This is a genomic window from Bradyrhizobium sp. CB82, assembly GCF_029714405.1.
In the GTDB taxonomy this organism is placed as follows: domain Bacteria; phylum Pseudomonadota; class Alphaproteobacteria; order Rhizobiales; family Xanthobacteraceae; genus Bradyrhizobium.
Genome location: NZ_CP121650.1, coordinates 4,920,774 through 4,939,493 on the forward strand (window position 1 = coordinate 4,920,774; position 18,720 = coordinate 4,939,493).

At 64.3% G+C, this 18,720-nt stretch carries 15 protein-coding genes; 6 read left to right on the forward strand and 9 right to left on the reverse strand.

Translation table 11 applies throughout. The features are described from left to right. Positions 1-22 precede the first annotated feature (22 nt). Positions 23-1,246, forward strand: a complete 1,224-nt coding sequence (locus tag QA640_RS23920) for a GGDEF domain-containing protein (protein ID WP_283035404.1) — start codon at positions 23-25, stop codon at positions 1,244-1,246. A gap of 165 nt (positions 1,247-1,411) precedes the next feature. Then, the gene (locus tag QA640_RS23925; RefSeq protein ID WP_283035405.1) at positions 1,412-3,181 is read left to right on the forward strand and encodes an adenylate/guanylate cyclase domain-containing protein; all 1,770 of its coding nucleotides are present in this window, start codon (positions 1,412-1,414) and stop codon (positions 3,179-3,181) included. Between the two features lie 66 nt (positions 3,182-3,247). Here the strand turns inward: QA640_RS23925 and QA640_RS23930 are convergent, their stop codons facing one another. From QA640_RS23930 to QA640_RS23950, 5 genes are all read right to left on the reverse strand, one after another. Continuing rightward, the gene (locus QA640_RS23930; RefSeq protein ID WP_283035406.1) at positions 3,248-3,868 is read right to left on the reverse strand and encodes a TerC family protein; all 621 of its coding nucleotides are present in this window, start codon (positions 3,866-3,868) and stop codon (positions 3,248-3,250) included. After that, positions 3,861-4,136 (reverse strand): hypothetical protein, encoded by a 276-nt coding sequence (locus QA640_RS23935; RefSeq protein ID WP_283035407.1) that lies wholly within the window; start codon positions 4,134-4,136, stop codon positions 3,861-3,863. Before QA640_RS23935 ends, QA640_RS23930 begins: the two co-directional genes overlap by 8 nt. A 157-nt stretch (positions 4,137-4,293) precedes the next feature. Then, positions 4,294-4,428, reverse strand: a complete 135-nt coding sequence (locus tag QA640_RS23940) for a hypothetical protein (protein WP_283035408.1) — start codon at positions 4,426-4,428, stop codon at positions 4,294-4,296. Between the two features lie 242 nt (positions 4,429-4,670). Beyond that, complete coding sequence (gene mfd, locus QA640_RS23945; RefSeq protein WP_283035409.1) at positions 4,671-8,189, reverse strand: transcription-repair coupling factor; 3,519 nt, start codon at positions 8,187-8,189, stop codon at positions 4,671-4,673. Continuing rightward, entirely contained in the window at positions 8,186-8,476 is a 291-nt protein-coding gene (locus QA640_RS23950) for a succinate dehydrogenase assembly factor 2 (RefSeq protein ID WP_283035410.1), read from the reverse strand. Before QA640_RS23950 ends, mfd begins: the two co-directional genes overlap by 4 nt. Positions 8,477-8,662: 186 nt before the next feature. Here QA640_RS23950 and recG point away from each other — a divergent pair, with 186 nt between their 5' ends. Continuing rightward, on the forward strand, positions 8,663-10,771 hold the full coding sequence (gene recG / locus QA640_RS23955) for an ATP-dependent DNA helicase RecG (protein ID WP_283035411.1): 2,109 nt from the start codon (positions 8,663-8,665) through the stop codon (positions 10,769-10,771). A gap of 353 nt (positions 10,772-11,124) precedes the next feature. Next, positions 11,125-11,331 carry a hypothetical protein gene (locus QA640_RS23960; RefSeq protein WP_283035412.1) on the forward strand — a complete coding sequence of 69 codons (207 nt, stop codon included), beginning with the start codon at positions 11,125-11,127 and terminating at the stop codon, positions 11,329-11,331. Positions 11,332-11,397: 66 nt separating this feature from the next. On the opposite strand, the gene QA640_RS23965 is transcribed toward QA640_RS23960, so the two are convergent. The 3 genes from QA640_RS23965 to glmS all read right to left on the reverse strand — a co-directional run bounded on the left by QA640_RS23965 (position 11,398) and on the right by glmS (position 15,071). Beyond that, complete coding sequence (locus QA640_RS23965; RefSeq protein ID WP_283035413.1) at positions 11,398-12,252, reverse strand: NAD(P)-dependent oxidoreductase; 855 nt, start codon at positions 12,250-12,252, stop codon at positions 11,398-11,400. A gap of 112 nt (positions 12,253-12,364) precedes the next feature. After that, a complete protein-coding gene (locus tag QA640_RS23970; protein ID WP_283035414.1) occupies positions 12,365-13,144 on the reverse strand; it encodes a DUF502 domain-containing protein in 780 nt (259 codons plus the stop codon). Between the two features lie 100 nt (positions 13,145-13,244). Then, positions 13,245-15,071 (reverse strand): glutamine--fructose-6-phosphate transaminase (isomerizing), encoded by a 1,827-nt coding sequence (gene glmS / locus QA640_RS23975; RefSeq protein WP_283035415.1) that lies wholly within the window; start codon positions 15,069-15,071, stop codon positions 13,245-13,247. Between the two features lie 219 nt (positions 15,072-15,290). Here glmS and QA640_RS23980 point away from each other — a divergent pair, with 219 nt between their 5' ends. Continuing rightward, positions 15,291-15,509, forward strand: coding sequence for a hypothetical protein (locus tag QA640_RS23980; RefSeq protein ID WP_283035416.1), 219 nt, complete (start codon positions 15,291-15,293; stop codon positions 15,507-15,509). A 240-nt stretch (positions 15,510-15,749) separates the two neighbouring features. On the opposite strand, the gene glmU is transcribed toward QA640_RS23980, so the two are convergent. Further along, positions 15,750-17,111 carry a bifunctional UDP-N-acetylglucosamine diphosphorylase/glucosamine-1-phosphate N-acetyltransferase GlmU gene (glmU, locus tag QA640_RS23985; RefSeq protein WP_283035417.1) on the reverse strand — a complete coding sequence of 454 codons (1,362 nt, stop codon included), beginning with the start codon at positions 17,109-17,111 and terminating at the stop codon, positions 15,750-15,752. A 182-nt stretch (positions 17,112-17,293) separates the two neighbouring features. On the opposite strand from glmU, the gene QA640_RS23990 reads away from it, so the two are divergent. Beyond that, a complete protein-coding gene (locus QA640_RS23990; RefSeq protein WP_283035418.1) occupies positions 17,294-18,631 on the forward strand; it encodes a hypothetical protein in 1,338 nt (445 codons plus the stop codon). Positions 18,632-18,720: the final 89 nt, after the last annotated feature.

Sequence of the window (18,720 nt, forward strand, 5' to 3'; positions counted from 1 at the left end):
TCGCGCGTAATCAGAGCTTGAGATGTCCCAGGCGGGCCCGATCCTGTTTGTATCCGATGCCCAGCGGCCGGCCTTCATTTCGGCGCTCGACGAGGCCCGGCTTTTTCCTGTCATCGACAGCGATTGGGCGAGCGCCGGACGCGCCGTCGAAGAGGTCCAGCCGGCCACCGTCGTCGCGGCGCTTGGCAGTGGACATGAGCTGCATCTTGTTGCGGTCGCAAGTGCGATCGCGGCGCAGGCGCTCTACCTGCCGCTGATCGTCGTCGATCCCCAGACCTCCCTGCCCCACAACGCGCTGCCGTTCACGCTGCGCGGCAACGATTCCGAGCGGCTCATCGCGCGGCTGCGCGCCGCGATGCGCGTCCGCACGCTGCACGCGACCGTGCTGCGCCGCCTGCCGGAGACAAAGAGCTCGCTGCCCGACATCGACCCTGCGCGCGATGCGACCGTCCTGCTGATCGGCCGCGGCTCCGCCTATCCGGCTCTCTCTGTCGCGCTCGGCGAGCGCATGGGCGTGATCGGAGCGCTCTCCATCGAAGCCGCCGCAAAACATCTCAACACCCGCGACATCGACGGCGTGGTGCTTGCCGAAGGCTTTACCGCGCGCGTTGCCGACGCCTTCCTCACGGTGCTCGCGGAAGACACCCGCTTCCGCAGCATGCCCGTGATCGTCTGCGCGCATCAGCTCACCCAGACTTACGACCTGCCGAACCTCGAGATCATCTCCGGCGAGCCGGCCCAGATCGCCGCCAACGCGCTACCGCTGATCCGTCAGCACGCGATGGAGACGCAGTTCGGCCGCACGCTGCGCTCGATCGACGCCGGCGGCTGGCTCGATCCGCGCAGCGGCCTGCTCACGCCGGAAGCCTTTGCCCGCGATTTTTCCAAGGCTGTCGAGCAGACGCTCGCCCGCGGCGGCAGCCTGTCGGTGGCGCGTTTCGCTTTCGATGCACGCAATCCACGCGCGCAGCTCGACGCCGCGCGGATCCTGAGCCGGCTGATGCGGCAGATGGACTTCGGCGTCGCACAGAAGGACGGTTCCGTCATCGTGGTGTTCGCGGAGACCGATTTCCGCACCGCGCACATGATCGCCCGCCGCCTCTCAGCCGTGATGCGCCATACCTCGAACGGCAAGCGCGAACCCCGCAGCGAGCCGGTCGTCAGCGTGGACTCGCTGTCGCCGTCGGATACGGCGAGATCGCTGCTAGCCCGCCTGTCGGCCGAAGCGCCGCGCGCGGCGTCGTAGGTTTTCGTAAACGCTCGGTGTCCGCTGTCGGAAGCAGACCAGTCGTGCCATTGGCGGACTGAGGCTTCTGCGTTTGCCCCAAAGGCGACAATCCGGTTGATGGACTCCCCGATCGGGCAGACATAAAATAGCGACTGCTGCGGTCACTGAAAGCAGTACCCGCGCATGACCGAAGAACGCGCCCAACGCCGTCTTGCCGCCATCCTTGCCGCCGACGTGGTCGGCTACAGCCGCATGATGGGAGTGAATGAGGCCGGCACGTTGAGGGCGCTCAAGGCCTGGCACAAGAATATCGTTCAACCACTGATGACGAAGCACAACGGCCGTGTCGTCAAGTTGATGGGCGACGGGGTTTTGGCGGAGTTCGGGAGCGCCGTTAATGCCGTCGAATGCGCCGTAGGGCTACAGGAAAGCATGAGCGCCGCCAACGAGGGCGCTCCCGAGAAGCGGAAAATAATGCTGCGCGTCGGGATCAATCTCGGCGACGTGATTGTGGACGGTGGCGACATCTACGGCGACGGTGTCAACGTAGCAGCACGGCTTGAGGCCACAGCCGAGCCAGGCGGAATCTGCGTTTCCGATGACGTCTATCGCCAGGTCCGGGACAAGCTCGATATCGGCTTTGAGGACGTCGGCGAACACCAACTCAAAAACATCGCGCGGCCCGTGCGCATCTTTCGTGTGCGGTCCGTTGCCACATCTCCCCCGCCGCAGCCGAGCCTGGCGCTGCCCGATAAGCCGTCTATTGCGGTTCTGCCCTTCCAGAACATGTCGGGCGATCCCGAGCAGGAGTATTTCGCCGACGGCATCGTGGAGGACATCACCACCGCTTTGTCGCGGACGGGATGGTTGTTCGTGATCGCGCGCAATTCTTCCTTCGCCTACAAGGGGCGCGCCGTCGACATCAAACAGTTAGGACGCGAGCTCGGCGTGCGCTACGTCCTGGAGGGGAGTATCCGGCGTGCTGGCGGGCGGGTACGCATCACCGGGCAGTTAATCGAGACGGTCACCGGCGGGCATGTCTGGGCTGATCGATTTGACGGCGCGTTCGACGACATTTTCGAGTTGCAGGACCGCATTACAAAGAGTGTTGTCGGCGCCCTCGAACCGAGCCTGCGACGCGCGGAAACCGTGCGTGCCTGGACGAAGCCGACCGACAGCTTGGATGCCTATGATCTGTACCTTCGCGGTGTCCATCAGATTTATATCGCGACGCACGAGTCGCTCAACGCGGCGATCGGGTTCTTGCGCCGCGCAGTGGCAATTGATCCGCAGTACAAGCTCGCAAAGGCCTTTTTGGCAATCGCCTATGCCATCCGCGATACCCCCGGCTGGGCGGAATCCGGGGACCGCGAAACGGCGATCGCATTAGCGCGCGAAGCCATTGATGCAGCCGGCGACGATCCGACCACGCTTCGGGCCGCAGGGTACGCTCTCGCCTATTACGCAGAAAAAGTCGACGCGCCGGGAGGTGATTTCGCAACCGCGTCCGCCGCTCTCAACCGTGCACTGCGATTGAATCCCGACTCGGCTCAGACGCTCCACACCCTCGGTTTTGTTCACATGTGGTCAGGTGAGACCGAGCGGGCCATCGACTGCTTTCTTCGCGCCACGAGGATCAGTCCACGAGATCAGGAAATGGGCTACATGCTGCATGGTCTTGGGACGACCTATCTGATGTGCGACAGGAACCTTGAAGCCCTTGAAGCCGGGCGTCGTGCGGTGGAGGAAATGCCGAAGCATGGCCCCAGCCATCGTGTTTTGATCGTGGCACTGGTGCGTCTCGGCCGGAGGGAAGAAGCTTCGGAGGCCACCGCCCGGCTCTTGAAGATCGTCCCGGATAGTCGCCTCGCGAACATCAGGCCGCCATCGCGGATCCCCGGGTTTGCGGAGAGGTTCCGTGCCGATTTGCGGCTCGCTGGCTATCCCGAATGAACCAACTCGCCGCCATGGTTCGCTAACGACGGAGGAGCAAGAAACGACGCGACCGTCATTTCATATCTACGCAACCTTCATGATATCCAGCGCTCCGCGAAAGAGCATCTCGACTGCCACGTACAGAATCACGGCTAGGCCGACATAAGCAATCCATCGATGATTTTGCAGTAGGCGCGCAATGAACGAGGCGGCCACGCCCATCATCGCAATGGAAAGCCCCAGGCCGAAAATCATGACCACTGGATGCTCGCGTGCCGCGCCTGCGACGGCTAGGACATTGTCTAGCGACATGGAAACGTCGGCCACGATAATCTGCCAACTCGCTTGAAACAGTGTTTTGCGGGGCTTGCTTCCCGCGCTTGTTCCAGCCTCCTTCGCACGTGCCGGTCCCATGGAGGAGGCGCGCAGCTCTCGCCACATTTTCCAACATACCCACAGCAACAGGATTCCGCCAGCGAGCAGGAGGCCGACGATCTGAAGGATTTGCGTTGCTAACCCAGCGAACAGCATGCGCAGCATTGTCGCGACGACGATGCCGATCAAAATCGCCTTGACTCGTTGCGCCTGAGGAAGTCCCGCGGCGGCAAGACCGATGACGATGGCGTTGTCTCCCGCGAGCACGAGGTCGATCAGAATGACCTGCAAGAGTACGTTCAGGACATCTGTGATGAGAAATTCAATCACGGGTCGGCGGCTCGAAAAACAGTGCCACTTGATCCGGCTCGCTGAAAATCGCCGCGGCGCAACCCATCATGGTGAATGCACCGGCGATATCCCATAGCGTTACTTTTTCGAGCGTTACATTTTCCGACTCCGCTCGGGCAAAAAGGGCGGCGATCATTGCGCCTGAGAAAAGCAGAATGCTGAGCGCAGGCAGGACGAGTGAGGGCTCCAGCACGCAGATCGTCAACAATGCGGAAGTTGCGATCAGCATGCTCAACAGCGCGAGCATGCCGAATGTGTCCCGCCAGGGAGCATTCCTGTTTGTCCAGCTTGCACGAGGGGCAATCACCTTGTCCTCTTGCGCAGGGAGTCTTAACCGAGCCGGAGCGGCTAATTGAACGAACCACTTCTGGTCTGGACCACCGACTTGCCGCCGCCTTTCCAGATCAATGTCTTGTCGGATGCCGCCGACCGTCCACGAGCGTGATAACGCCAGCAGCCACCACGGCAATTACGACGACAGTGGCAAGCGCCTCGACCGAGGCCAAGGTCTCGTACCACTTGTTCCAAAGCTCAAGCATGCGTTGCCCCCTATCGAGAGCCCCACCCACGACCGATAAATCCACCGTCTGAAGGACGTGCCTTTGCGGCCAGAAAAACAATGCTACCTATCGTCGCGCGGGTTTTGACCGCGCGGCAACATGCCTTATGCGGCACCGATACGCAGGCCGCGACCTCGTGCATCGCCAACAACCTTCATCTAAAGGCGAACTGCCACGGCTGCATAACCAATCGGCCCTGTGACTATGCACCGTAATCGAAACTAAGCCGCCTTCTTGCTCGCGGCGAGTTGCGCGAGCTGGCGCAGGATCTCGGTCGTGCCCGCGAGGCGTTCTTCCGGCGTCTCCCAATCCTGGAAGAACACCACCTTCATGTCGGGCCGCACCTTCGCAGCGTCGCCGTGGCTGCGGATGAACGACACCAGGCGGTCTGGATGGGCAAAGGAGTTGTCGCGGAAGACGATGACCGCGCCCTTCGGGCCGGCATCGACCTTCTCGACATTGGCGCGCCGGCAATAGGCCTTGATCGCCGCGATCTTGAAGAGATAGCGCACCTCGTCGGGCAGCACGCCGAAACGGTCGCGCATTTCGGCGGCAAAGTTCTCGATCTCCTCCTCGGTGTCGAGATCGGCCAGCCGCCGGTAGAGCGACAGCCGCACCGAGAGGTCGCCGACGTAATCTTCCGGGATGAGCACGGGCATGCCGATCGTGATCGACGGCGACCAGCGGTCGGCGGCGGGCTCGGAGACACCGGCCTTGAGATTGACGATCGCCTCTTCAAGCATCGATTGGTAGAGCTCGAATCCGACCTCCTTGATATGGCCCGACTGCTCCTCGCCGAGCAGATTGCCGGCGCCGCGGATGTCGAGGTCGTGCGAGGCGAGCTGGAAGCCGGCGCCGAGCGTCTCCAGCGATTGCAGCACGGTGAGCCGACGCTCGGCCTGCGCGGTGATCTTCAGCTGCGCCGGCAGCGTGAACAGCGCATAGGCGCGCAGCTTCGAGCGGCCGACGCGCCCGCGGAGCTGGTAGAGCTGGGCAAGGCCGAACATATCGGCGCGGTGCACGATCAGCGTGTTGGCATTGGGGATGTCGAGGCCGGACTCGACGATCGTGGTCGAGAGCAGGATGTCGAACTTGCCGTCATAGAACGCCGTCATGATGTCCTCGATCACGGCGGGCGGCATCTGCCCGTGCGCGACCGCGACCTTCATCTCCGGCACGTTCTTGTCGAGGAAGTCCTTGATCTCCGCCAAGTCGTCGATCCGCGGCACCACGTAGAACGCCTGCCCGCCGCGATAGCGTTCGCGCAGCAGCGCCTCGCGGATCATGAGGGGATCATGCGGGGCGACGAAGGTGCGGACCGCGAGTCGGTCGACCGGGGGCGAGGCGATGATCGAGAGCTCACGCACGCCGGTGAGTGCCAATTGCAGCGTGCGCGGGATTGGCGTCGCCGACAGCGTCAGCACGTGCACCTCGGCGCGCAGCTGTTTCAGCCGCTCCTTGTGGCTGACGCCAAAGTGCTGCTCCTCGTCGACGATCAGAAGACCGAGGTCGCGGAACTTGATCGCCCTGCCGAGCAGCGCGTGGGTGCCGACAACGATGTCGACCGAGCCGTCGGTGATGCCCTTCTTGACCTGGTTGAGCTGCTTGGTCGCAACTAGGCGCGAAGCCTGCGCGACCTGCACGGGGAAACCGCGGAATCGCTCGGTGAAGGTCTTGTGGTGCTGACGCGCCAGCAGCGTGGTCGGCACCACCACGGCTACCTGCTTGCCATCGAGCGCGACCGCAAAGGCCGCGCGCAACGCGACCTCCGTCTTGCCAAAGCCGACGTCGCCGCAGATCAGCCGGTCCATGGGACGGCCGCGATCGAGATCCCTAAGCGTGGACTCGATCGCCCCGAGCTGGTCCTCAGTCTCGTCATAGGGAAAGCGCGCGCAGAATTCGTCATAGAGGCCGGGCTGCACCGGCAGCTTTGGCGCCTCGTGCAATTGGCGTTCCGCAGCAATCTTGATCAGTTCGCCCGCGATTTCGCGGATGCGATTCTTCAGCTTGGCCTTGCGCGTCTGCCAGCCGGAACCCCCGAGCCTGTCGAGCTCGACCGTGGTCTGGTCGGAGCCGTAGCGCGAGAGCAGTTCGATGTTCTCGACCGGCAGGAACAGCTTTGTCTCGGCGGCATAATGCAGCTCGAGACAGTCATGCGGCGCGCCGCCGACCTCCAGCGTCTGCAAGCCGACGAAGCGGCCGATGCCATGATCGACGTGGACGACGATGTCGCCGGCCGCAAGGCTCGTCACCTCCGAGATGAAATTGTCGAGCTTGCGGCTCGCTTTGCGCGGGCGCACCAGGCGGTCGCCGAGGATGTCCTGCTCGCTGATGAGCGCGATCTCGTCAGTCTCGAACCCGCTCTCCAGGCCCAGCACGGCGAGCATGGTCTCGTTGCGCGGGGTCGCCTGCACGGTGCGCCAGTTATTGACGCTGGTCGTATGCGTCAGCTTGTGGTCGCGCAGCATCGAGGTCATGCGGTCGCGAGAGCCTTCGGTCCAGAGTGCGACGACGACTTTTTTGCGCTGGGCCTGCAAGGCCATCACATGCGCCACCACGGCCTCGAAGACGTTGACGGCACTGTCATTGCGCTCGGGGGCAAAGTCTCGGCCCTTCCGCGCGCCGGCATCGACGACGCTGGTGCCGTCGGCGGGCACCGAGAACTGCGTCAGCCGCACCAGCGGGATCGCGGCTTCCCGCTTCGTCCACTCCTCTTCGGTCAGATACAGCCGATCAGGCGGCAGCGGCTTGTAGACGGCACCACCGGTCGGATGCTCCAGCGCATCGCGGCGCGCCTGATAGTAATCCAGGATCTGCTTGAAGCGTTCGCGGATCGCGTCCTCGGCCTGTGGCTCGATCGCGACGGCCGCGCCTTGCAGATAGTCGAACAGCGTGTCCATCCGCTCCTGGAACAGCGGCAGCCAATGCTCCATGCCGGGATGGCGGCGGCCTTCGCTGACGGCCTCGTAGAGCGCATCGTCGCGCTCGGGCGCACCGAACTCGGCGACATAGCCCATGCGAAAGCGGCGGATGGTCTCGGTGACGAGCTGAAATTCCGAGATCGGCACCAGGTCGAGCGAGCGCATGTCCAAGAGCGTGCGCTGGGTCTCGGCATCGAAGGAGCGGATCGATTCCAGGCTGTCGCCGAAGAAGTCGAATCGGACGGGCTGGTCGAGGCCGGCCGGGAACAGGTCGAGGATGCCACCGCGTACGGCATATTCGCCGGGCTCGCGCACTGTCGAGGAGCGGCCGTAGCCATTGTGCTCGAGCCAGGCGACGATGGTGTCCATCGGCACGACATTGCCCGGCGCGAGCGAGAGCGCCTGCGCCGCGACCAGATCGCGCGACGGCACGCGCTGCGCGATGGCGTTCACGGTGGTCAGCACAATCAGCGGCTTGTCGCTGCCGGTGAGCGAGGCAAGCCGCGCGAGCGTGGTCAGGCGCTGGGCCAGGATCCCGCCATGCGGCGAGACACGGTCATAGGGCTGGCAGTCCCAGGCCGGAAACTGGAGCACCGGCAAGTCGGGCGCAAAGAATTGCAGCGCGCGCTCGAGCTGCTGCATGCGCGGCCCGTCGCGGCAGATCACTGCGAGGCTGACGGCGGATTTCTTCGGCCGCGCTGCGATCGCGCGTGCGAGATCGGAGACGACGAGGCCCTCGGCGCCCTCGGCGACATTGGCAAGCGTCAGCGAGCGGCCGGGCACGAGGAACTCGGCCGGCGATTTCAACGCCTGTTTCATGCGTTGCCATCCGCAACGGGAAATGCCTTGACGCGGGCAAACAGTGCGCCGGCGACATCGGCCGGCAGCACCTTGTCGCCGGTGATGGCGGCATAGAGATCGGGATCGTTGACCTCGAGCAATCGCTCGAGCTCGGTCAACTCACCCTCGGAGAGGTTGCCGATCTCGGCGTCGGCAAAGCGGCCAAGGATGAGGTCCATTTCGCGCGTGCCGCGGTGCCAGCAGCGGAACAGAAGCCGCTTGCGGCGCTCGTCCAGGCCACCGCTCGATCGTATCGTTCCCGTCATTTTCGTAAGATCCAGTCCAACGCCGAAAGCCCGGACGTGCCGGGCGGGGGTGATATAGCGGCTCGGACCAACGATGTCAGCCCTTTGTTGTACCGATCCGAGGTCCGCCTCCGCCCGACGAAAAAAGCCGTGGATGCCTGGCATAAAGCCGGGCATGACGGGCTGGAACGATCCTAGATTCGCCTCATGCGCCCGAGCCTGCTCAATCCGCTGTTTGCTGCCGTGACCAGCCTGCCCGGCGTCGGGCCGAAGCAGGACAAGCTGTTGCGCTATCTGCTCGGCCGCGATGAGACGCCGCGACTGGTCGACCTCCTGCTGCATCTGCCGAGTCAGGTCGTCGACCGACGGGCACGGCCAAAGATCCGCGACGCCATCCCCGGCTCCGTGGTGACGCTGGAGGTGACGATCGATCGCCACCGTCCGCCTCCGCCGCGCAATGCGCGCGCGCCGTATCTGGTCTTCGCCAGCGACGACACCGGCGACGTCGTGCTGACCTTCTTCCGCGCCAAGCCCGGCTATGTCGAAAAACTGCTGCCGATAGGCGAGAAGCGCTACGTCTCCGGCACGCTCCAGATGTACGACGGCATTCCGCAGATCGTACATCCCGACCGGGTGCTGGACGAGGAGGCCATCGCAAAACTTTCGGGAATTGATCCCGTTTATCCGCTCACCGAGGGTCTGGCGCTCGGCTCGCTTCGCCGCGCGATCGCGCAGGCGCTGCAAAAGCTGCCGGCCTTGCCGGAATGGATCAGCCCGCAGATCATCCGCCGCTGCCATTTCCCACCCATCGTGGAAGCGCTCACGCGTGTGCATCAGCCGATCGAGCTCACGGACGTGCTGCCAGACCGACCGTTCTGGTCACGGCTTGCTTTCGACGAATTGCTCGCCGGCCAGCTCGCGCTGGCGCTGATCCGCGCGCAATTGCGCAGGCCTGCGGGCGTGCGCAATGCAGGCGATGGCCATCTACGCAACAAGATCATCGACGCCCTGCCCTATGCGCTGACTCCCTCCCAGCGCAACGCCGCGGCCGCGATCGCCGACGATCTGAAACTACCCGTGCGCATGCTGCGCCTGCTTCAGGGCGACGTCGGCTCCGGCAAGACCGTGGTGGCGCTGTTAGCTGCCGCCGCCGTCGCGGAAGTCGGCAAGCAGGCCGCGCTGATGGCGCCGACCGAAATTCTGGCGCGCCAGCACATCAAGACCATTGCGCCGCTCGCCGAGCGCGCCGGCTTGCGGGTTGCGATCCTCACCGGGCGCGAAAAGGGCAAGGAGCGGCGCGACATCCTCGCGCGGCTTGCCAAGGGCGAGATCGATCTTCTGGTCGGAACCCACGCGCTGATCCAGGACGACGTGATCTTCAGTGCGCTCGCCCTTGCGGTCGTCGACGAGCAGCATCGCTTTGGCGTGCGCGAGCGCCTGGCGCTGACCTCGAAGGGCGAGGCCGTCGACGTGCTGGTGCTGAGCGCCACGCCCATCCCGCGCACGCTGGTGCTGACCTATTTCGGCGACATGGACGTCTCGGAGCTGCGCGAGAAGCCGGCCGGCCGGCAGCCGATCGACACCCGCGCCGTGCCGATGAGCCGGCTTTCCGAGGTCATGGATGGCGTCGCCCGTGCGCTGCAATCCGGCAAGCTGGTCTATTGGATCTGCCCGTTGGTCGAGGAATCCGAGGCGGAGGGTACCGAGCACCTGACCAATGCGACCGAACGCTTCGAGAGCCTGCAAAAGCGTTTTGGCGATCGTGTCGGCCTGGTCCACGGCCAGATGAAGGGCACCGAGAAGGACCGCGTGATGGCGCAGTTCGCCGCCCACGAGATCGGACTTCTGGTCGCCACCACCGTCGTCGAGGTCGGCGTCGATGTCCCGGCGGCCACCATCATGGTGATCGAGAACGCCGAGCGCTTTGGCCTGGCCCAGCTCCACCAGTTGCGCGGCCGCATCGGACGCGGCTCGGAAGCCTCCACCTGCCTCCTGCTCTACTCAGAGCCGCTCGGCGAGATGTCGAAAGCACGGCTGAAGGTGATCCGCGAGACCACGGACGGCTTTACGATCGCCGAGGAGGATCTGAAATTGCGCGGCGAAGGCGACGTGTTGGGCGTGCGCCAGAGCGGCCTGCCCGGCTACCGCATTGCGCGCTCCGAGGTGCACAGCCAACTCGTCACGCAGGCCCGCGACGAGGCGCTGCGCATCATGAAGGACGACCCGAAGCTGAAGGGCGAGCGCGGCGAAGCGCTGCGCTGCCTGCTGTATCTGTACGAGCGGGACGAAGCCATTCCGCTGATCGGTGCGGGCTGAAGACGACGCCATCATCACAGCACCGAACGCTGTTGCCCGCGCCATCGTCCCGTCGGTTCACGACGACTTCTATCCGAACGTATCGATCCGCTGCTGTATGTCAGGGGGTATGACTTAGTTGACCCGCTCATTCGCTGATGTCTTGCCGAGCAATTTCCGCCGGGCTCGGCTATGAATTCAATTTCGTTACGTTGATGCGAGCTGGTTCACATTCAGGGATGGATCACTCGTGCTATAGTTGGATGGCGGAGATCAGCGAGGCACAGCGGGAACTGCTTCGGAGAGACGAAATTCTACTGATCGCCGACCGGCGTACATCGGAACTATCCCTGCATCACTGCTGGAGGTAGATCATGCAGTTCATCTCCACCGAATGGCAGCCCACTTCGACAGCTCCATCAGATCGAGATCTGGAAATCTGCGCGCTGGACTTCGATGGGATAGTCCATGCGGTTCCTTTTCCTTGTCACACGGATGGATCCAATTGGGTCGACGGTTGGGGCAAAATGCACGCCGACATACAGCCGACCCACTGGCGCAAATGGCACGACGCACGCTAGTCTCGTCCACGGACCCGCGTGATCCGTTTACGTGCCGGATGCATAGGATTGGCGGGCACGCACGCACTACACGGTTTTGGCGACACTCGCTGCGAACGCCTTCAATCGCGCCGCATCCGCGCCCTCGCCTTTCGCATCTTCGGCAAGATGCTCGAACCAGCGCGCAAAACCCTCGTAGATCTGGCTCGCGGGATGATCGGGCCCCAGAAAACCCGCGATCTCGTGCATCTCCGCGACCCAACGATGGGCCTTCGTGATCATGTCCGGCAGCGCGATGGACAGCCGCGCCAAAATCGCGGGCTGGCTCAGCGCGAGCTCGTCGCGGAGCGCATCGGCTGCGCCGGCGTTGGTCGCCGCGAGCACCATGGCCGAGCCGATGCCGGCGAGACCCTTGACGATGCCGGCATAGGACATCTTCAGCGCGGACGCTGCGCCGACCGGGCCTTCGACGATCCGCAAATCGAGCCCAAGCTCTTTCAGCACGGCCAGATCTTTCGCGTGCTCGCCGGCCACGTAGAACGCCGGCCCCTTGCTGCCAGGCTGCGGCGGAAAGCCGATGATGCCTGCATCGACGAACGGCGCCTGCGCTGAGCCGATGATCTCCCCGATTCGCAGCACGGTATCGACGTTGACGGCGTTGCAGTCGACGACGAGCGGCTTCTTCTCCCGCCTCGCGATCAATGCAGCCAGCCGTTCGGCGAGCGCGACGGCCTCGCCCGGCGGCACGATCGACAGGATGATGTCGCAACCTGCGATATCGGCATCCTCGGCGGCGATCATGCCCGCTTCCGCGGCGCGCTTTGCGGTTTGCTCGCTGCGGCCCTTCAGCGAGGTCAGCACGGGCGCCCCGTTCTCATTCAGGCGGCGAGCGACCGCGCTACCCATGGCGCCAGGTGCGAGTATCGCGATGGTTGGGGACATGGCTCACTCCAGTTCGAACGCGAGCGCGACCTGCGCTTCGCCATCTGGAACGATAGCAGAGTGAGGGAGCGCAAGGCGAATGCCGGCCATCCCGCGAAGGAATGACGGACGCTCACTCCACCTTGGCGGGCTCGGGGTGCACGGCGGCGGCATTGGCAATGCGGGCTGCGTTCGCCACGCCCGCAAGAGCTGCGACCTTCTTCGGATCGGGGCTCGATCCCGGCTGCACCACGCCTGCCGACATGATCAGCGTCGCCGCATCTTCCGCGCTCATCTCGACCTCGATGATCTTGCTCTTAGGGACGTAGAAGAAGAAGCCCGTGGTCGGGTTGGGCGAGCACGGCAGAAACACCGAGACATGCTCCTCCTGTCCCGGCAGGCTGCGCGCGATGTCCTCACTCGGCGATTGCGAGATCAGCACGATCGACCACATGCCCGGCGAGGGAAACTCGACCAGGCCGACCTTCCGGAAGCTCGAGCCCTTGCCCGAGAACAGCGTCTCGAACACCTGCTTCAGGCCGCGGTAGATCGCGCGCACCGCCGGGATCCGGCCGAGGAAGGTCTCGCCGACGTCGACCAGCGTCCGGCCGATCAGGTTCGCAGCGAGGAAGCCGACCAGCGTCAGCGTGAAAAATGCGACAATCAGTCCCCAGCCCGGAACGCCGTACGGCAAATAGGTTTCCGGCCGATAGGCCAGCGGCACGAACGGCCGCACCACCCCGTCGACCCATGTGACGAACCACCAGACCAGATAGAGAGTGATCGCGATTGGTCCCGTAACGACGAGGCCGGTGAGGAAATAGTTACGGAATCGGCCCATCAGGCCGGTATGCGGCTCCGGCGGCAGGTCTTCGGCGGGCACGGGCGGGGACGCGTCATCACGGGCGGTCATTCGGGTTCCAAGTCGGTCGCAGCACTCTAGCTAGGCTCTTCTAGCAGATTTTTGAAGGTGCAAGGCGACCGCGCCTGCTCTCCTTCTGCGCCCTCCCTGCCTATTCGACGGTCACTGATTTCGCGAGGTTACGCGGCTGGTCGACATCGGTGCCCATCACCACCGCTGTGTGGTAGGCCAAAAGTTGCACCGGGACGGCATACACCATCGGCGTGAAGGCAGCCGCCATGTCGGGCATGACGATGGTGACGAGCGAATCCACCGTCGCCTCCGCCGCGCCCTTGGCGTCCGTCATCAGGATGATGTTGCCGCCGCGGGCGGCGACTTCCTGCATGTTGGAGACCGTCTTCTCGAACACGCGATCGTACGGAGCAATGACGACAACCGGCATGGTCTCGTCGATCAGCGCGATCGGCCCGTGCTTGAGCTCGCCGGCGGCATAGCCCTCGGCGTGGATGTAGGAGATTTCCTTCAGCTTGAGCGCGCCTTCGAGCGCGAGCGGGAAGCTGGTGCCACGGCCGAGATAAAGCACATCGCTCGACTTGGCGATCCTGTGCGCGAGCTTCTCGATCTGCAGCTCGGTGCTGAGCGCGTCCGCCATCAGGCGCGGGATCTCGACCAGGCCATGCACGAGCTTGGTCTCGTCCTCCTCGGACAACTCGCCGCGCGCCTTGCCGGCCGCGATCGCGAGCGAGGCGAGCACCATCAGCTGGCAGGTGAAGGCTTTTGTGGACGCGACGCCGATCTCGGGACCGGCAAGCGTCTGGAGCACCGTCTCGCTCTCGCGCGCGATCGTCGAGGTCGGCACGTTGACGACGGCGAGCGTGTGCACACCTTCAGCCTTGGCGTAGCGGAGCGCGGCGAGCGTATCGGCGGTCTCGCCCGATTGCGAAATGAAGATCGCCAGATCGCCCTTGCGCAAGGGAGATTCGCGGTAGCGGAACTCGGAGGCGACGTCGACCTCGACCGGCAGGCGCGCCATGCGCTCGAACCAGTATTTTGCGACATAGCCCGCGTAGCTCGCCGTGCCGCAGGCCGTGATGGTAATGCGCTGGATATCCTTGAAGTCGAACGGCAGCTTCACCGGCAGCAACACGCGCTCGGAGCCCATGTCAATGTAACGCGCCAGCGTGTGACCGACGACCTCGGGCTGCTCGTGGATCTCCTTCGCCATGAAGTGGCGGTAGTTGCCCTTGTCGACCAGCGAGGTCGAGGCCGCATGCTTGATCTTGTCACGCTGGACGGCGTGGCCGTCCTTGTCGAAGATGGCAACGCTGCTCCGGGTCAGCACGACCCAGTCGCCATCCTCGAGATAGCTGATCGTATCGGTGAACGGGCCGAGCGCGATCGCGTCCGAGCCGAGGAACATCTCGCCATCGCCGTAGCCGACCGCGAGCGGCGGACCGTTGCGGGCGCCGATCATCAGGTCGCCTTCCCCCGCGAAGATGAAGCCGAGCGCGAACGCGCCGCGCAGCCGGCTCAAGGCGAGCTTCACCGCCTCGACCGGCTTGTTGCCCCGCGTGAGCAGATCGTCGACCAGATGCAGCACGATCTCGGTGTCGGTCTCGGTGCGGAACACCGTGCCCTTCGCTTCGAGCTCCTCGCGTAGCTCGCGGAAATTCTCGATGATGCCGTTATGGACCACCGCGACGCGCTCGGTGGCGTGCGGATGGGCATTGTGCTCGGTCGGCTTGCCGTGGGTGGCCCAGCGTGTGTGACCGATGCCGGTCGTCCCCTTCAGCGGCTTGTCACGCAACCGCGCCTCGAGGTTCTTCAGCTTGCCTTCGGCGCGGCGGCGCTCCAGGTGATCGCCTTCGAGCGTGGCGACGCCCGCGGAATCGTAGCCGCGATATTCAAGCCGCTTGAGCGAATCCACCAATTGCTCTGCAACCGGTTCGCGCCCGAGAATGCCGACAATCCCGCACATGCGGATCAATATCCCCCAATTCGTCGAAAAATCATCAAAACGACGCGGTCGGTTTTTATCGAAACTCGCAAGGAACGAGATACTCAATAATTATTGCGGATTGCGACAGCACCAAATGGCGGTAGCCCTAACGCGCGTCGATTTGGCCGGCCTTTAACCTTGCGCATTAACTCACTGTCAACAAGTTTGACCAACGATTCCCGCCCAGGAGATCCGGCCATGAGAGGCTCATCCGACCGCAAAGGTCTTTCCTCGACGTATGTGCATGCCAGCGAGACCACTGGCACGCACCTGGCGCATTGGCCGCCGCCCCAACGCGGCAAGGAGAGCAAGCCCGTATTCGTCAAGCACCGGGCTGGCGAGCCCGTGAAGCGCGCCAAGCCGCGCGGCTGGAGACTGACGCGCGCGATCTTCTCCGAATTTGCCGACGATGAGTAAGGTCCGCAATCGTTGCCGCTTCACCTTTGAAGGGCAAAAGCGAGCATGACAACGAGCCCCCAAACACCAGTTCCGTAAAAAGGGAACGCCGAAGTTGCGGGTCGCCCACACCGAACAGCTTCAGCACCCTCCCGTCGCCACGACGAGAAGCTCAACGGGGCGCATTGATCAAACCAGCAAGGAAGTCGACCATGAGCGCGCGAGCCTAATGACACTCGGGAGAACCTGGTACTCGGCCGCTCACTTCTCCGGCTTCTTGCCGCCCGTCTTCATCTCGCGATAGCGCGCAGCACCGCCTTCCCGAATGGTCTGCTGATTGCGCTCAAGCGCCATGGCGTCATCAGGCACGTCGCGCGTGATCACCGAGCCTGAGCCGATGTAAGCGCCGTTGCCGATCTTGACGGGGGCGACCAGCGAGGAGTTGGTGCCGACGAAGGCGCCCTTCCCGATCAGCGTCTTGTGCTTCTTGAAGCCGTCGTAGTTGCAGGTGATGGTGCCGGCGCCGATGTTGGAATTGGCGCCGACGGTCGCATCCCCGATGTAGGAGAGATGGTTGACCTTGACACCGGCTTCCAGCGTTGCGGCCTTGGTTTCCACGAAATTGCCGATGCGGGCGCCGTCGCCGAGCGAGGTGCCGGGCCGCAGGCGCGCATAGGGGCCGATGGAGACGTTCCTGCCGAGCGAAGTCTCGACGATATGCGAGAAGGAGTGGATCACCGCCCCGTCGGCGATCGACACGCCTGGACCGATCACCACGAAGGGCTCGATCGTCACGTCCTTGCCGAACGTCGTGTCCGCGGCGAGATAGACGGTTTCCGGCGCGATCAGCGTCACGCCGGCGTCCATCGCCGCTTTTCGCAGCCGCGCCTGCATCACGCTCTCTGCTTCCGCAAGCTGCGCCTTGGTGTTGATGCCGCGCACCTCGTCTTCGCTGGTCTCGATCACCACGGCCTCCCATCCCTGTTCGCGGACGATCCCGACCGCGTCCGTCAGATAATATTCGCCCTTGGAGTTCGCATTGCCGATCTTGTCGAGGATCGCCAGTGCGCGGCGCCCGTCCAGCGCCATCACGCCGGCATTGCACAGCGTGATCCTGCGCTCTTCAGGGCTCGCATCCGCCTGCTCGCGGATCGCAACCAGACGATCGCCTTCGACAATGAACCGGCCGTAGCCCGTCGGATCGGCAGCACGAAAGCCGAGCGCGGCAAGCGCCGCGCCGCGCGCGAGCGGCGCGCGCAGCCGGTCAAAGGTCGCAGCCGAAATCAGCGGCGTGTCGCCGAACGCGATCAGGAGATCGTCTGCACCGCGGGCGATCGCCTCGCGCGCCGCCAGCACCGCATGCGCGGTGCCGAGCCGCTCGGCCTGCACGAAGATGAGCGTGTCAGGCCGGATGCGCCGCGCTTCATCCGTCACGGCTCCATGGTCGGGCCCGATCACCACCGCAAGCGATGTATCGGTTCCCTTCCCCTTGGGCGCGGCGGCGAGCACATGGGCGAGCAGCGACTGCCCTGCCACCGGATGCAGCACTTTTGGCAGGCTCGATCGCATGCGCGTGCCTTCGCCGGCGGCGAGCACGATCGTAAGGCTGGAGCGGGCGGTCATCGATATCCCTGGTAAGCCAGTGTCGGCCGAATCGCTTCCGATCGGCGCGAGCTCCCTTACACGTCGTCATAGAGGCGTTTTGCTATCCCCGCAAACGTCCGGAATTCAAGTGCATCCCGCTTTTCCTGTTAATGTTCCCTGATTGATTCGGGGAAGCTCGACGGGCTGGGCGCTTAACAATCATGGCAAAGGATTCCGACCCGCTGGCCGGCGTCTTCGAGACCAAGGAATCCGGCGGCCTTCTCGCCGGACTCCTGGCCGAGGAGAACGAGTTCGATCGCCGCATGATGTGGCGGCTCGGCTCATGGGGCGTCGGGGCCGTCGGGGCCGTGGCGATCGCCGTGATGGCCAGTCAGGCGCAGCTCGGGTGGCGGCGCGACCAGGTCGCAGCCGCCGACCTGGCGCGCCAGGCCGACCGGCTCCAGATGCTGACCCGGGAGAGCCAGAGCGAGGCTCGGAGGCTGGCGTCCGCGATCGAGACGCTCAACACCGATCGTGACCGGCTCTATTCGCGCGTCACGCTTTTGGAGCAAGGGCTCGATTCCGTCACCGGCGCAATCGCAAAGCAGAATGCCACGCCGCCGCAGACGCCCGCCGTGAAAGCGCAGGAGACGCAGGCGGCCACGGCGCAGCCCACGGCCTTGCCTTCGCCCGTAGCGCCCAGCGTCGCGCCGGTCGCCTCGACGCCTGCATCAAGCGATAAGCCGCGCACGGACGCCGCCAAAGAGCAAACAAAGGAACAGGCAAAGGAGCAAGCCGCTCCGCCGCCGCAGACCGCTGCGGCGGCGTCGCTCGTTCCGCAGTCGTCAGCAGCGCCGACGGGGCTGCCGAAGGTCGCGCTGGTCGCATCCAAGTCGATCATGGCGCCGCCCGATCCAGCCGCATCGAAACTGGTCCAGCCGGAGAAGACGGAGAAAGCCGAGAAGACGGACACGGCTGAGACGCCGATTGCGGATGCCGCCCCGGCCACCGAGGTAGCGGCAGCGACACCCAAGGAACCCGAAGCCGCCGAGAGCGAAGCGCCGGCCCCGGCTATTCCCGTTCAACAGACCCGGTTTGCCGTGGACCTCGGCAGCGCCAGCTCGATCGGCGGCCTGCGCGCATTGTGGCAGGGCCTGATCAAGTCCAATCCTGAGGTCGCCAACCTCCGCCCCATCATCATGATCAGGGAGAGCAAGGCCGGTGCCGGCATGCAACTTCGCCTCGGCGCCGGACCGCTGGTGAATGCGGCCGCCGCTGCCAAGATCTGCGCCGGCCTTATCGAGAACGATCGGGCCTGCGAGACCACCGTGTTCGATGGACAGCGGTTGTCGATGCACGGCCAGGAGGCGCCCCAGCAAGCCGAGACGCCGCCGTCCACAGCCAAGCCGGAGAAGCCGCAGCACCGGCGGAGCTACTCTTCCAAGCGCACCAAACGCGAGGAACCGCCTCCGCCCCCGCCGGCGCCGACCGCGCCACCCAAGCAGGAAACGACGGCCACCTCGACCATCTCCTCGTTCTTCAACCGAAACAAGAACTGAAGTCAGATCAGCCAATTACCGCGAGACTCTGAGGCTAATTCACAAGGCCCGCGCCTTGCCTGTTGCCCCCATCCGCCTTCCCGACCATA